General features: G+C 65.4%; 13 protein-coding genes and 1 pseudogene. 11 read left to right on the top strand and 3 right to left on the bottom strand.

Going from position 1 to position 14,273, the window contains the following annotated elements:
- Together fliD and OR16_RS38175 are read left to right on the top strand one after the other, a co-directional pair.
- Positions 1–563, top strand: a 563-nt coding sequence (fliD, locus tag OR16_RS38180; RefSeq protein ID WP_006164677.1) for a flagellar filament capping protein FliD, incomplete at its 5' end; no start/stop codon positions are given.
- A gap of 140 nt (positions 564–703) precedes the next feature.
- Positions 704–2,410 carry an MBL fold metallo-hydrolase gene (locus OR16_RS38175; protein WP_006164676.1) on the top strand — a complete coding sequence of 569 codons (1,707 nt, stop codon included), beginning with the start codon at positions 704–706 and terminating at the stop codon, positions 2,408–2,410.
- A 94-nt stretch (positions 2,411–2,504) separates the two neighbouring features.
- Here the strand turns inward: OR16_RS38175 and OR16_RS38170 are convergent, their stop codons facing one another.
- Together OR16_RS38170 and OR16_RS38165 are read right to left on the bottom strand one after the other, a co-directional pair.
- Positions 2,505–3,071 carry a TetR/AcrR family transcriptional regulator gene (locus OR16_RS38170; protein ID WP_006164675.1) on the bottom strand — a complete coding sequence of 189 codons (567 nt, stop codon included), beginning with the start codon at positions 3,069–3,071 and terminating at the stop codon, positions 2,505–2,507.
- Positions 3,072–3,379: 308 nt separating this feature from the next.
- Positions 3,380–3,862 (bottom strand): copper resistance protein CopQ, encoded by a 483-nt coding sequence (locus OR16_RS38165; protein ID WP_043422891.1) that lies wholly within the window; start codon positions 3,860–3,862, stop codon positions 3,380–3,382.
- Between the two features lie 634 nt (positions 3,863–4,496).
- Here OR16_RS38165 and OR16_RS38160 point away from each other — a divergent pair.
- Complete coding sequence (locus tag OR16_RS38160) at positions 4,497–4,856, top strand: hypothetical protein (protein ID WP_043422884.1); 360 nt, start codon at positions 4,497–4,499, stop codon at positions 4,854–4,856.
- A 180-nt stretch (positions 4,857–5,036) separates the two neighbouring features.
- Here the strand turns inward: OR16_RS38160 and OR16_RS38155 are convergent, their stop codons facing one another.
- The gene (locus tag OR16_RS38155; RefSeq protein WP_202801128.1) at positions 5,037–6,278 is read right to left on the bottom strand and encodes an FAD-dependent oxidoreductase; all 1,242 of its coding nucleotides are present in this window, start codon (positions 6,276–6,278) and stop codon (positions 5,037–5,039) included.
- 430 nt (positions 6,279–6,708) lie between these two features.
- Between OR16_RS38155 and OR16_RS38150 the strand changes: the two genes are divergently transcribed.
- From OR16_RS38150 to OR16_RS38115, 8 genes and pseudogenes are all read left to right on the top strand, one after another.
- Positions 6,709–7,575 (top strand): AraC family transcriptional regulator, encoded by an 867-nt coding sequence (locus OR16_RS38150; RefSeq protein ID WP_006164671.1) that lies wholly within the window; start codon positions 6,709–6,711, stop codon positions 7,573–7,575.
- 110 nt (positions 7,576–7,685) lie between these two features.
- Positions 7,686–8,123 carry a MarR family winged helix-turn-helix transcriptional regulator gene (locus tag OR16_RS38145; protein ID WP_006164670.1) on the top strand — a complete coding sequence of 146 codons (438 nt, stop codon included), beginning with the start codon at positions 7,686–7,688 and terminating at the stop codon, positions 8,121–8,123.
- A 40-nt stretch (positions 8,124–8,163) separates the two neighbouring features.
- A pseudogene (locus OR16_RS38140) lies at positions 8,164–9,249 on the top strand (efflux transporter outer membrane subunit); the annotation flags it as partial.
- Between the two features lie 39 nt (positions 9,250–9,288).
- The gene (locus OR16_RS38135) at positions 9,289–10,572 is read left to right on the top strand and encodes an HlyD family secretion protein (protein WP_006164668.1); all 1,284 of its coding nucleotides are present in this window, start codon (positions 9,289–9,291) and stop codon (positions 10,570–10,572) included.
- A 119-nt stretch (positions 10,573–10,691) separates the two neighbouring features.
- Positions 10,692–12,254, top strand: coding sequence for a DHA2 family efflux MFS transporter permease subunit (locus tag OR16_RS38130; RefSeq protein WP_006164667.1), 1,563 nt, complete (start codon positions 10,692–10,694; stop codon positions 12,252–12,254).
- A gap of 35 nt (positions 12,255–12,289) precedes the next feature.
- On the top strand, positions 12,290–12,508 hold the full coding sequence (locus OR16_RS38125; protein ID WP_006164666.1) for a hypothetical protein: 219 nt from the start codon (positions 12,290–12,292) through the stop codon (positions 12,506–12,508).
- Positions 12,509–12,822: 314 nt separating this feature from the next.
- Positions 12,823–13,455: a malonic semialdehyde reductase gene (locus OR16_RS38120; protein ID WP_043422882.1), complete on the top strand. Its 633-nt coding sequence runs from the start codon at positions 12,823–12,825 to the stop codon at positions 13,453–13,455.
- Between the two features lie 270 nt (positions 13,456–13,725).
- On the top strand, positions 13,726–14,273 hold a 548-nt coding region (locus OR16_RS38115), incomplete at its 3' end, for an MBL fold metallo-hydrolase (RefSeq protein ID WP_043422886.1).

Here is a 14,273-nt window from a genome sequence, read left to right as displayed (position 1 = left end):
CCTACAACACGCTGCAGAGCACCGCCGCGAAGCTGTCCGCCTTCGACAAGAACAACAAGGGCACGCAGTCGCCGCTGCTGGGCGACGCTACGCTGCGCACGATCCAGAACCAGTTGCGATCCGTGTTCAACACGCCGCAGACCGGCACCAGCGACGCCAGGCTGGTCAACCTGACCCAGATCGGTATCTCGTTCAAGGCAGACGGCTCCATGGGGCTCGACACTGCCAAGCTGAACAAGGCGCTCGCCACCAACCGGACCGGCGTGGCGCAGCTGTTCAGCGGTGCCGACGGCAAGTCCGGCTATGGCAATCAACTGACGGAGATTGTGAAATCGTTCAGCGCTACAAGGGGCGCGCTGACGACGGCCACCGAAGGCCTCAACACCAACCTGAAGGAACTCGACAGCGCCTACACCCGCACCTCCGCGGGGATCGACGCCACGATGTCGCGCTATCGCGCGCAGTTCCAGCAGCTTGACCTGATGATGAGCCGGATGAACTCCACCAAGACCTACCTCACGCAGCAATTCGCGGCGATGAACAAGACGTCTTCCAGCCAGTAATCACCACCGCAGCCGTCCTGCCCGCAAGTGCGGGACGGCCCCGCCAACGGCTTACCGTCTCGCTTTCCCTTGGTGGCATAACCGTGCGATGCCGCTACACTGTCGCCTGATCCTAGCCAGTCAATCAGGAACCGCCCCACATGCGCGAACAAGAACAGAGCGGAAACACCCCTCCCTCACGCCCCCCTTCGCTGCGCCAAGCCGCAAGCATCCTGGTAGTGCGCGATGGCGCGGCCGGCATGGAAGTGCTGCTGGTGCGCCGCCCCGAGCGCAACGACGACCGCAGCAGCGGCGCTTTCGTCTTTCCCGGCGGCACGCTCGACCCCCAGGACAAGACCCTGCATGAAGCCAGCGCCGGCCTGGACGATGCCGCGGCCAGCGCGCGTCTCAAGCTGCCTGATGGCGGCCTGGATTTCTACCTGGCAGCCGTGCGCGAGTGTTTCGAGGAAGCCGGCCTGCTGTTCGCGAGCGATGGCGGCGGCAAGCTCATCGCGCTGGACACGCTCGATGCCGCGCAGCAGGCATGGCTGCGGCAATCCGCGCGCAGCGGCGGCCCGGGCATGGCGCAACTGTGCGAGCGGCTTGGTGTGCGCCTGGCCGTGGACCGCCTGGCGTATCACAGCCACTGGTTGACGCCACCCGGCTTGCCCAAGCGCTTCGACACGCGCTTTTTCGTGGCCGTGGCGCCCACTGGCCAGTCCGCCACGCACGATGGCGACGAGGCCGTGGAGCATCTCTGGGTACGGCCGAGCGATGCCATCGATCTGGCGCGCGGCCTGAAGCTGGTGCCCGTCACGCGGCGCACGCTAGCGTCGATTGCCCGCTTCGACACCGCCCAGGCCTGCTTTGACCACGCGGCGCAGCTGCGCGACATTGTGCGCATCATGCCGCGCCTGGCCCAGGGCAGTGGCGGCCTGCGGCCCGTGCTGCCCAGCGAGCCCGCCTATGCCGAGATCGAGCGCATCGACCCACAAGGCCAGGGCCATGCGCGCTATGAGCTGGCGACCGGCGCCGCGGTGCGCCTGTCCGAGCGTGTCTGGCGCGTCACCGCCGGCAATGGCAGCGTGATGACCGGGCCCGGCACCAATACGTACTTTGTGGGCGATCCGGCGCGCAACGAATGGGCCGTGATCGATCCGGGCCCCGACGACGAAACCCATGTGGCCGCCGTGCTGGCGGCCGCGCCCGGCCCGATCCGCTGGATCCTGGCCACCCACACCCACATCGACCACTCACCGGCGACGCCCAGGCTGAAGGCCGCCACCGGCGCGCCGGTGCTGGGTCGTCCCGCGCCGCAAACGCCGCGCCAGGACCAGACCTTCCAGCCCGAGCGCATCCTGGAGCATGGCGAGCGCCTGGCGCTGGGAGAGGGCTGCACGCTGCGCGTCGTCCACACGCCCGGGCATGCCTCCAACCACCTTTGCTTCCTGCTCGAGGAAGAAAAGACCTTGTTCACCGGCGACCACGTGATGCAGGGTTCCACCGTCGTCATCAATCCGCCCGACGGCGACATGCACGCGTACCTGGCCTCGTTGGCCGCGTTGCAGGACGAAGACCTGGAATGGCTCGCGCCCGGCCACGGCTTCCTGATGCCCAGGCCAGCGGATGCCATCCGCACCCTGATCCGCCATCGCATGCAGCGCGAGGCGAAGGTCCTCAACGCGCTGCGCGAGCTTGGCGAAACCAGCATCGACGCCCTGCTCCTGCGCGTCTACGACGACGTGCCGGAACGCATGCTCCCGGTGGCAAAGCGCTCGCTGCTGGCGCACCTGCTCAAGCTGGTGCACGACGAACGCGTGCAGGAGTCCGGCGAGAAGTGGAAAGTGCTGGAGAACGCCGCAGGCTGAAACGCGGCGGCGATGCAAACAAAAAGCCGACCTTGTCAGGTCGGCTTTTTCACGTGCCCGGTGCCAGGTGCCGGCAGCGCGCGGCTTGTTCGTCTTACTCGGATACCGAAGCCATCAGCAGGTCCGCGGCGGACTCCAGCCGCTCGGGCGCCCCGAACAGCCGCGCTACGATCAAACCGTTCTGCAGCGCGCCGTAGATCACCTGCGCCAGCGCGCGAGGCGTCACCGGATAGACCTTGCCGTACGCGCTCTGCGCGCGCTCGATCAGCCCCATCAGCCAGTTCTCGTTCATGCGGTAGAACGCCTTGAGCTCGGCGTGGACCGATTCCGGCAGGCACAGCGTCTCGGTGGACAGCATGCCCGCGAGGCAGATCTGGTCGCCGCAGGCCGCGGTACGCAAAAAGTTGAGATAGCCCTCGGCCTGCGCGGCGGGGGACAGCGAGGAATCCACACTGCGCAGCCGCTCGGAGATACGGGCGCTGTATTCCTTCACTGCCTCCAGCACCAGGTCGTCCTTGGCGGGGAAGTAATAGTGGATGCTCGAGGTCTTCACGCCGACCAGCTCGGCCAGGTCGCGGTAGCTGAAACCATTGAAACCGCGCCGGCGGATCAGCACCAGCGTGTGTTCGAGCAGTTGTTCGCGTACGGATTGCGTTTTCATAGCGCGATCTTATCTATCTATCGATAGATCCTCAAGCCAATTTCATGTGCGGTCGCAATAAGCTGGCGTGGCCGGCCCTTGGTTGTGCTTAACAGGCCCCATGTCAGCTCACGTGGCTCACGCCGGCAGCACTTGCGCCACAGCGGTGATCAAAGAGCCGCTGGCAACGCACAAGACCACCCAGCCAGCCAGGATCAAGACACTATCCCGTAAATTCATGATGCACTCCCACTCTATTCCACTTCCACGCGGCAACCCGACCGCGATCAGGCATCCAGGCTGCGGTTGCCGGGATGCCTTTGCCGCGTTCAGGCATTGGCGCCTTCGGTGAACACGTCGAACTTGCCGCTGCGGGCGCCATCGGTATAGGCGTCAAAGCTGCGGGCCGGGCTAGCGGACACCCCGCTGCGGTCCAGGCCGGCCACGATGCGGGCACCGTCCGTGTACGGGTCGGCCTTGCCAACGCGCGCGCCGTCGGTGAACGGGTCGAACTTGCCGCTGCGGGCCGGGCTGGCCGACGCGCCCGTGCGGTCCAGGCCGGCCACGATGCGGGCGCCGTCCGTGTACGGATCGGCCTTGCCAACACGCGCACCATCGGTGAACGGGTCGAACTTGCCGCTGCGGGCGCCGTCGGTGAATGCATCGGGGGTCGTGGTGCGGAACACGTAACCGTACTTGTCACCCGAGAACGTGCTGTCCTTCGGGCCAGAGGCCTGCGCGGTACCGGCCACGAAGGCGGCGGCAAGTGCGGCGGCGGTGATCAGGGTCTTGGCAAAGAGGTTCGAGGTCATGATGTTCTCCATTTGCATTTGAGGACCCGCGCTTGGGCGGAATCGAATCGGTACGCTTAGGAACCTTCGTTTTTTGTCTTGTTATCTACTCATAGATAGATAAGCCAGCCAAAAAAAACGGGGATTCCCCGGGTGCTGCGCTGGATCCTCTTTCCTGCTTCAGCTTTCCTTGCTGGGGCGGAGCAGCGGCTTCCATGTGTTGAATATTATCTACTGGTAGATAGACAGTCAAGGTGTTTTTCGAACCGGATGCCAACAGCCCAGATTGCGGCGCAAAGTGCATATTATTGGCCGCAGGGACAAGCCCTTGGAAAACCGGAAAAAACACCGGCCGCTACACATTTCTCACACGCAGGGAAAGGGCGCAGCCGAAAGAAAAAGCGCAACAAGGATTTACAACGTTTTACTACGGCCTCCCCGGATTCACTCCTACGATGAACTGTGCGGGACGCAGCATAAGCAGGGCAGGGCCAGTCGACCAGCCCTGCCTTGGCTTGCGCGGCCCGCTGGCCCACCGAGGTTACCGCCCCAGTTTGTCTGGCGTGGCGCAGATGCCGGCAATTCCAGCCAGCCTGTGCCCGTGCGTTCCCTCGCGGAGTCCCAGGCGACCACCTCCTTACCACCGGAGCAAGAGATGCGCAGAGTTCTCACGTTGACGTTACTTGTCGCCGCCGCAACGGCTTCAGGCTTGAGCTATGGCCAGCAGAAGAAGTTCGACCCCTACACCGATGGTGCCAAGGCCGGCAAGGCCGATCCTTATACGGATGGCGCAAAATCCGGCAAGTTCGATCCGTACACGGACGGCGCGAAGCAATCCACGCAAATGGACCTGAATGCCACACAGGGCAAGCCCGATCCGTACACGGATGGGGCCAAGGCTGGCAAGGCCGATCCCTATACGGATGGCGCCAAGGCTGGCAAGGCCGACCCGTACACGGACGGCGCCAAGGCTGGCAAGGCCGACCCGTACACGGACGGCGCCAAGTCGAAGTAGCAAGCAGCCACCAGACGCGGCCACCCACGTTGTTCGTGCCACCGCGCGGCAACGCTGACTCCGGGGCAGAGCCCCGGCCTTGAGCCTTGGCAGCGGCAAACCCGCGCGACCCCTCGCTTGGCCGCGCGGGCTACGGTTGTGTGCGCAGGTTCAAGTCACTCCCCTGCCCGATCACCACGCCTAGCCGGCCAGGATCCGCTCCGGGTGCCGCCCGCTGGCGCCGAGCAACACCTCCGTGCCGCGCAGCGATGCCAGGATGGCGCGCGCGCTGTGTTCCCGCATGGCGGCCTCGTAGCCGCCAATGGCCGCCCGCAGCGAACGGCGGCCGGCGGCGGCCTCGCCCAGTTGCCGCGACAGCAGGAACGCGTCGTGCAGCGCCGTGTTCGCACCCAGGCCCCCGGCCGGGCTCATGGCATGGATCGCATCTCCCAGCACCGTGACCGCGCTGCTTGGCCACGCAGCGGGCACATCCGCCGTCCTGATGGGCATCATTGCCAGCGAGGCACGATCGCCTTGCTGGAACAGCGCGCGCAGTCCGGCATGCCATCCCGTCGTGATGCGTTCGAGGCGCGCGGCGAGCGCGTCCTGCTGCAACGCGTCCCCGGCTTCCCAGCCGATGCCAAGGGCTTCGCGCGCGCCGATGATGGCCCAATAAAGGTAATCGTCTGGCATGTCCAGGCGGTATCCCGCTGGCGGCGGCCGGAACCGCATGGGATCGACGATAACGGCGAGGCCATCGCCAAAGACGATCGATGTCCTGGCCGGCAGCAAGCCGGATAGCCGCGCCAGCGTGGCTGGCGTGGCGTAGGTCTTGCCATAGAGACATGCAAACCCGGTATCGGCTGGTACCGCGCCCGGCAGGCGCCGCCGGCGCACCAGCGAGTTGATGCCATCCGCGGCCACGAGTACGTCCGATATGGCACACGAACCATCGGAGAAGGCCGTTTTCACGCGGGCGTCTTCGTCCTCACGGTAACGCACGAACGCCTTGCCGAAATGCACGCGGTCCTCGATGCCGTGCATCAGGACTTCGCGCAGGGTCTGGCGGTTCGCGCTCAGGTCTTGCGCATCGGCGGACTCGCCATGGCCTGTATCCGCGGGCTGGTCGCCACGGGCACGCCGCCACGACTCCACCCATTTGCCGCTGACGGCCTCGAGCCTGGTGTCCACCAGGTTGACGCCCGCTACAGGCATCGCGCCGGTCGCCTGGAACACGGAGAAGAGCGCGGCCGGCAGGCAAGCCTTCAAAGCCTGCTGGCCCGCGTGATCGATCCGGATGCGATAGCCCTGCGTACGACTGGCCAGCGCGGCATCGCGCTCGTAGACATCGAAGGCAATGCCCTGCTGCCTGAGGCCTTGTGCCAAGCACAAGCCTCCCAGGCCGGCGCCAACGATGGTGATGTGCGGTGGTTTCAAAGGCACGGAGAATTTCGCTGTTTGAGCCATGACGGTGCCAGTAGGCGCTCAACGCCCGGCTTCTCTCGGGTGCCCGCGCATCCGCGCCATCGATCAGCGCGCGCTCGGCCAGCGACAGCGCGGACAAAAGGCGGGCCCTGCTCGACCAGGACGGTCATCTCCTCACTCCACCGGTTTGCATAGCCCGGCTGCATGGCTTGCGTTCGGCCAATCACGATCGGAAACCGGCTGGCGTCGTAAACCTGGAAACAGGGTACCGCTCGCATTGCAGATGTAGCCGATGCTGCAGATGTTGCTGATGTTGCTGATGTTGCTGTGTGCACGTGGATCTCCTGCGGCGCGGGAAAGTGTGGATGGCAGCGCCTTGGGAGCAGTATCCGACGGAAACGGGTAGACTCGATATCGTTAGCTCGCCTAAAAACAATGAATTCCGGCCATGTCATTGCGCTCGCCCCATCTTTCTTCGTCAGCCCGCATAACGGCGGAAACGGAAAGCCTGCTTGCCGCCTTTGCCGACACCAGCGAACAGCCGGACGGCCCTGCCCTGATCGCCATGCGTGGCGCCGACAAGGCGGACAACGAGTTCCGGCTCGGCACGCGTGAGCTGGGCTGGCACAGCCACCTGCGCGGCCAGCTGTTCTGCATCGACAACGGCCTGGTGCATGTCCGCACACGGCGCGGCTCCTGGCTGTTGCCCGCCCAGCGGGCTGGCTGGATGCCACCGGGAGAAATGCACCGGGTCACGATCAGCGGCGTGCTGAGCGGCTGGAACGTGTGGATCGCGCCGGCCGCCGCGCAGGACCTGCCCAGCATGCCCTGCGTGGTGGGAACCAGCGATGTCATGCGCGCGCTGATCAGCCGCGCAGCCTCGTGGCCCTCGCCGTTCACACTGGACGCCGCGCAGGAACGGATCGTCGCGGTACTGCTGGATGAGATCCGGCAGGCGCCCCAGGAGGCCCTGCACTTGCCGTTGCCTAGCGACCGGCGTGCCTGCCGCATCAGCGAGGCCATCCTGGCACAGCCCGACGATCATCGCAGCCTGGTGGAATGGGCGGCTTGGGCGGGCTTGTCGCCCCGCACGCTTTCCCGCCTGTTCCAGGGCGAAACCGGACTGAGTTTTGCCAACTGGCGGCAGCAAGCCCGGCTCACGCTGGCGCTGGAGCGGCTCGCACGCGGCGAGGCCGTGGCCGAAGTGGCCCAGGCGCTGGGCTACGCCACGCCAAGCAGCTTCATCGCCATGTTCCGCCGTGCGTTCGGCGATTCCCCGGCCCGGTACTTCGCCAGCCGAGGCCTGCAGGCGTAGGGATCAGCGCCGGCAAGCACCTCGTCGAAACGCAGATTCTGACATTGATTTTATCTGACTGATCAAATAATATTCAGCTAACATATTCATCCAGCAAGCAGGAGCCGACCATGAAGCACTACACCAAAGAGAGCTTTAACCTCACACAAAGCGTCGGGTTTTTCCTCAACAAGGCCCGCAATCTTGTGCTGATGGAAATGGACGCTGCCCTGAAGGAACTCGATATCACCGCCCAGCAGATGGGCATCCTGCTGTCGCTGTCGCGCGACGTCGCCACCACCCCGTTCGAGCTGAGCAAGTTGCTGGTCATCGACACCGGCCTGATGACCCGCATGCTCGACAAGCTCGAGCACAAGGGCCTCCTGGCCCGCTCGCGCAGCGTGGACGACCGCCGCGTGGTGAACCTGGCGCTCACGGCCAAGGGCCACATTGTTGCCGACCGGATCCCGGAGATCGCCCCGGAGGTGCTCAATGCGCGCCTCAAGGATTTCAGCAAGAGCGAGTTCGACGAATTGTTGCGCCTGCTCAACAAATTCTCGGCCGCCTGAGCGCGCGGCATTTTTTGATCATTTATCTGATAGATCAGAGCCACCGCCCGTCGCGGGCTCCTGGCGGACCGAAAACCGTGGCGTGATCAGCGCCACCTATGCATTCGACCTGTGGGGCAAGAACCGCGAAGCCCTGAAGTCCTCCGTATCCGCAGTGCGCGCCAGCGAGGCCGAGGCGGAACAGGTGAAGCTGACGCTAAGCAGCGCAATTGCCAGGGCTTACAACGAACTGGCCCGCCTCTATGCGCTGCATGACATTGCGCAGGACGAAGTGAAGCAGCGCCGTGACGTGCTGCGCGTGACCAACGGGCGCGTGACCATGGGTCTGGAAACCGAGGTCGAGGAGCGCACCGCGCAAGCCAATCTGGCCGCCAGCGAAGTCGCACTCTCCTCGCTCGACGGCAGTATCCAGCGCACGCGCTACCAACTGGGCGCGCTCCTCGGCCGGGGCCCGGATCGTGGCCTGGCGATCAGCCGCCCCGCCCTGGCCACCGGCGACGAGGTCCGCCTGCCCGACAACCTGCCGGCCGACCTGGTCTCGCGCCGCCCCGACATCGTCGCCGCGCGCTGGCGCGTCGATGCCACCCTGCACGACATCAAGGTGGCCAAGGCGGAGTTCTATCCGGACATCAACCTCTCGCTCGCAATGGGCCTCGACGCCTTTGGCTGGGGCCGCTTGCTGCACGCCGCCAGCCGCACGGCCTCGGCGGGTTCAGCGATCCACCTGCCGATCTTCGATGGCGGCGCGCTGCGCGCCCAGCTCAAGGGCCGCTACGCTGATTTCGACTTTGCCGTCGCCAACTACAACGAGACGCTGGTGAACGCCCTGACCGACGTTGCAACGCAGCTCTCCGACATCCGCGCCGTCGACACGCAGATCGGCAGCGCGATCCGCACCGACACCGCCGCGCAGCGCGCGCTGACCCTGGCCCTGGCGCAGTACAAGGCAGGCCTGACCACCCAGCTCACCGTGCTGAACGCACAGACCAATGCGCTTGCCAGCAGCCAGGTGGTGGCCAACCTGCGCATGGCCCGCCGCGACCGGCAAATTGCCCTCGCCGCGGCACTGGGCGGCGGCTACACCGACACCTCCGACTCGACCAAACAGGCAGCCCTGCCCCGCTAACCCCGCTTTCAACGAACACGAACACGAACAGGTGACGCCATGAATGAAACGACCAAGACCAACCAAGCCGCCGACGAAGCCCAACCCGCCAAGCCGCCCAAGCAGAACTCCCGCAAGCGCTTGCTTGCCTTGCTCGGCCTGGCCAGCGCGCTCGCCGCGGCCGGCTACGGCGCCTACTACTACACCGTGGCGCGCTTTCACCAGGAAACCGATGACGCCTACGTCAACGGCAACCTGGTCCAGCTCACGCCGCAAGTCACCGGCACGGTGGTCGCGGTCAATGCCGACGATACGCAGATCGTGAAGGCTGGCGAGCCAGTGGTATCCCTCGACGCCGCCGATGCCAGGGTCGCGCTCGCCAGCGCCGAAGCCGCGCTGGGCCAGACCGTCCGGCAAGTCAGCGCGCTGTACGTCAACAATAACGTGCTCGACGCCACGGTACAGCAACGGCAGGCCGACCTGACCCGCGCCAGGGACGATCTGCGCCGCCGCAGCGAAGTGACCGAAACTGGCGCGGTCTCGGCGGAAGACGTAGCCCACGCCCGCGACGCGGTCAAGGTTGCCGAAGCCGCCCTCGAAACCGCGCGTCAGCAACTCGCCTCGAACCACACGTTGACCGACCAGGCTTCCGTTTCCGACCACCCCAGCGTGCTCGCGTCCGCGGCCAAGGTGCGCGACGCGTACCTGGCCAATGCCCGCAACACGCTCCCGGCCCCGGTCACGGGGTACGTGGCGCGGCGCTCGGTGCAGGTAGGCCAACGCGTGGCCCCGGGCGCGCCGCTGATGGCAATCGTGCCGCTTGACGGCGTTTGGGTGGACGCCAATTTCAAGGAAGTCCAGCTCAAGCATATCCGCGTCGGCCAGCCGGTCGAACTGCATGCCGACCTGTATGGCGACGGTGTGACCTACCACGGCAAGGTGGTCGGCTTCTCGGCCGGCACTGGTAGTGCCTTCTCGGCCCTGCCCGCGCAGAACGCCACCGGTAACTGGATCAAGGTCGTGCAGCGCCTGCCCGTGCGTATCCTGCTCGATCCGGCGGAGCTGCGCGCGCACCCGCTGCAGATCGGCCTGTCGATGCAGGTCGACGTGGAAACGCACGCGGCCACCGGTTCGCAGCTCGCCACCAGCGGCGAAACGCCGTATCGCACGGCCTATCGCACCGATGTGTTCCAGGGCTATGGCGAAGAGGCCGACCGCGAGATCACGCGGATCATCGCGCAGAACAGCAACGGCAAGTCCGGCACGAACGTGGCGAAGCAGCCGGCGCAGCGTACGGAGCAGGCCGCGAAGCCTCAGCCGCTCATGCAAGCGGCCGGGGCCTGAGTCCGGCAATGCACCAGCCCTTTCTCGCCTATTTATCTGACACATCAGATTGCTAGCCGGACCGCCGCCGCAGACCGCGCGGCGGCTTCCCCAAAGCGAAACTCTTTCGGAACGCCCCCATGCAATCCCCAGCCCAGACCCAGACCGCACCCGCCCCGCTCACCGGCGGCAAACTCGTGCTGGGAAGCTTCGCCGTGGCCCTGGCCACCTTCATGAACGTGCTGGACTCGTCGATCGCCAACGTCGCGATCCCGACCATCTCCGGCAACCTCGGTGTGTCGATCGACGAAGGCACCTGGGTGATCACGTTGTTCGCCGCAGCCAACGCCGTCTCGATTCCGCTGACCGGCTGGCTGACCCAGCGGGTAGGTCAGGTCCGCCTGTTCGTCACCGCCATCTTGCTGTTCGTGCTGTCGTCCTGGCTGTGTGGCATTGCCCCCAACCTGACCGTGCTGCTTGCCGCGCGGATCCTGCAGGGCGCGGTGGCGGGGCCGTTGATCCCGCTGTCGCAGTCCCTCCTGTTGGGCTCGTATCCCAAGGAGAAGAGCGCCATGGCGCTGGCGCTGTGGGCCATGACCGCCACCGTGGGCCCGATCGCAGGCCCCGCACTGGGCGGCTGGATGACCGACAGCTACTCGTGGTCCTTGATCTTCTACATCAATGTGCCGGTTGGCCTGTTTGCCGCGGCCGTAACATGGGCCGTCTACAAGGACCGCGAGACGCCTGCCCGCAAGCTGCCGATCGACCTGGTGGGCCTGGCCTCCCTGATTACCTGGGTCGCCTCGTTGCAAATCATGCTCGACAAAGGCAAGGACCTGGACTGGTTCCACTCCCCGGTCATCATCATCCTGGCCGTGGTGGCGCTGCTCAGTTTCCTCTTCTTCGTGATCTGGGAGTTGACCGAAGAAAGCCCGATCATCGACCTGCGCCTCTTCAAGGGCCGCAACTTCCTGGCCGGCACCTTTGCCATCTCGGTCGCCTATGCGGTCTTCTTTGCCAACCTGGTCGTGTTGCCGCAATGGATGCAGCAGTACCTGGCCTACCCGGCCGTCAACGCCGGCCTGGTGACCGCGCCGCTGGGGATCTTCGCCGTGCTGCTCACCCCCGTGCTGGGCAAGCTCATGCCCAAGGCGGAATTGCGTGTGCTTGCCACGCTTTCCTTCCTCGGCTTCGCGGCTGTCTTCTTCATGCGCTCCCACTACACCACGGGCGTGGATACCTACACCCTGGTGCTGCCCACCTTGCTGCAAGGCATTCCGACCGCCCTCTTCTTCGTGCCGCTGACCGCGATCATCCTCTCGGGCCAGCCGCCTGAGAAGATTCCCGCCGCCGCCGGCCTGTCCAACTTCGCCCGCGTCTTCTGCGGCGCGGTGGGTACGTCTCTGGCCACAACCGGCTGGAACAACCGCGCCGTGCTGCACCACGCCCAACTGGCCGAACAGGCCAGCCCGAACAACCCGCTGTACGGCGCCGCCCTCCAGTCGATCCAGTCAACACTGGGCTTCACGCCGGGCCAGGCCGTCGCCTACTTCGAGCACAGCCTGAACACGCAAGCCATCATGCTGGGCCTGAACGACATCTTCTGGATCTCGGGCGTGATCTTCATTGCAATCGTGCCGCTGATCTGGCTCACCAAGCCGGTCAAGGGCCAGGTATCGGATGCCGCAGCGGCCGCGCACTAAAACCGGGACCATCCACCGACCTTTCGGAGCCATCGATGATGCGACGCACTTTCCTCATTGACGCCGGCAAGCGAATCGGCGGCGCATCGTACCGCCTTGCCATCGCCAGCTGGCGTAGTGCTTCCTTCCTGTCGGTAATGGCGACGCAAACCATGACTGCTTCCATGGTGGGCGCGCTGCTGCTGATGACGCTTGCGTGCTCGTTGTACGTCATCGGGATGGGACTGGGGCATGTGGGCGGCATCCTGCGCTAGCGCGGCGCGTCAACGCGCCGTGGCCTTTTTCGATGCGCATCGGCATCCGCGCGATCGGAGCCGGTCATCCAACACGATTGATCCCGGCCTCTCAAAGCGAGACGCCGCAGGCCAAGTGGCTTTCTGGATACCGAGGTCTTGTTGGACCTGCCGCGGCTCGATGTGTGGTGGCGCCAAGCGTTGCAGATTGATGCAAAAGCCGGCGCAAAAAGGGCGCGGGCCGCCTATGCTAGACAGAAACCGGAAACACCGTTTAGGGCGGCATGGCCCGGCCGGGCGGCCGCGTGGTCCAATCCTGTATCGAGGAGATGACAATGAGCAAGCGCTTGAGTGACGAAGGCATGGATCTGCTGTTTCGCGACGCACGCACGCACAATGCATGGCTGAATCAGCCCGTGAGCGACGAAACCTTGCGGCAGCTCTACGACCTGATGAAATGGGGGCCGACCAGCGCCAACTGTAGTCCCGCCCGCATCCTGTTCCTGCGTACCGCCGAGGCCAAGCAGCGCCTATTGCCCGCGCTGGCTCCGGGCAACGTGGAGAAGACCATGGCCGCACCGGTCACGGCCATCATTGCTTACGACGCAAAATTCTATGAACGCCTGCCCAAGCTGTTTCCTCACGCGGACGCGCGTTCCTGGTTCGCCGACACACCGGAACTCGCCGGCACTACCGCGCGGCGAAACAGTTCCCTGCAGGGCGCGTACTTCATGATCGCCGCCCGCGCGCTCGGGCTGGACTGCGGACCGATGTCCGGCTTCGACAATGCCAAGGTCGATCACGAATTCTTCCCCGCGGACGCGAAGGCCAATGTCTTCCAGCTCGAGCACTTCCCGGACAGTCACGTGAAGTCCAACTTCCTGTGCAATCTGGGCTATGGCGATCCCGGCGAGTTGTTCCCGCGCAGCCCCCGCCTGGATTTCGACGAGGCATGCCAACTACTCTGACGATGCCAGGCATGGCAGCCCGTTGTGTGCCGAGGACTTGCTGAACATTGCCATCACGGCACGCAACGAGAACACCGACGGTTTGCTGCGCCAGTTTCTGCGCTTGGACACCAACCCGCCGGTATGGCCGGACTTATACCAAAGGACAATAGACAGCCCCCCGCGCCTCCTCCTAGCCTTGCGCAGACCCCGGCAACCAGGAATCCGCCCATGGCATCCGCATCCTCTCCCGCATGGCGCGGGGCCGCGCTGCTGGCCGCAGCCATCGCGATGGCACCGGTATTGACTTGCAATGCCTTGGCCGCCGCCCCACAGGTCCGTACACAGGCGCCGGGCTTCTATCGCATGATGCTGGGGGATTTCGAGGTGACCGCCCTGCTCGATGGCACCCATCCGTTTCCAGTGCAGCAGGTATTGGCCAGGCAGACTGGTCAAGCCGGCGGCGCGGCACAGGTAAGCCTGGCCGAGGCCAGCCCGGGCGAAGCCGATGCGCTGCTGGCGGCAGCGCACCTGAAGGCGCCGGTGGAAGGTGCCATCAATGCCTTCCTGATCAATACCGGCGCCAAGCTGGTCCTGATCGATAGCGGCGCTGGCGCGCTCTACGGCGCCGATGGCGGTCATCTGCTAGGCAACCTGCGGGCCGCGGGCTACCGCCCGGAACAGGTCGACGCTGTGCTGCTGACCCACCTGCATGCCGACCACGTTGGCGGCGTGAACCTGAACGGTCACATGGCCTTTCCCAACGCCACGGTCCATGTCAGCCAACGCGACGCCGACTACTGGCTGAACCCGGCCAACCGCGCCGCGGCGCCCGCCTT

Source organism: Cupriavidus basilensis OR16, from assembly GCF_000243095.1.
Taxonomy (GTDB): domain Bacteria; phylum Pseudomonadota; class Gammaproteobacteria; order Burkholderiales; family Burkholderiaceae; genus Cupriavidus; species Cupriavidus basilensis_D.
The sequence above is the reverse complement of the archived record's forward strand: the minus strand, read 5'-3'. Positions and strand labels throughout refer to the sequence as shown.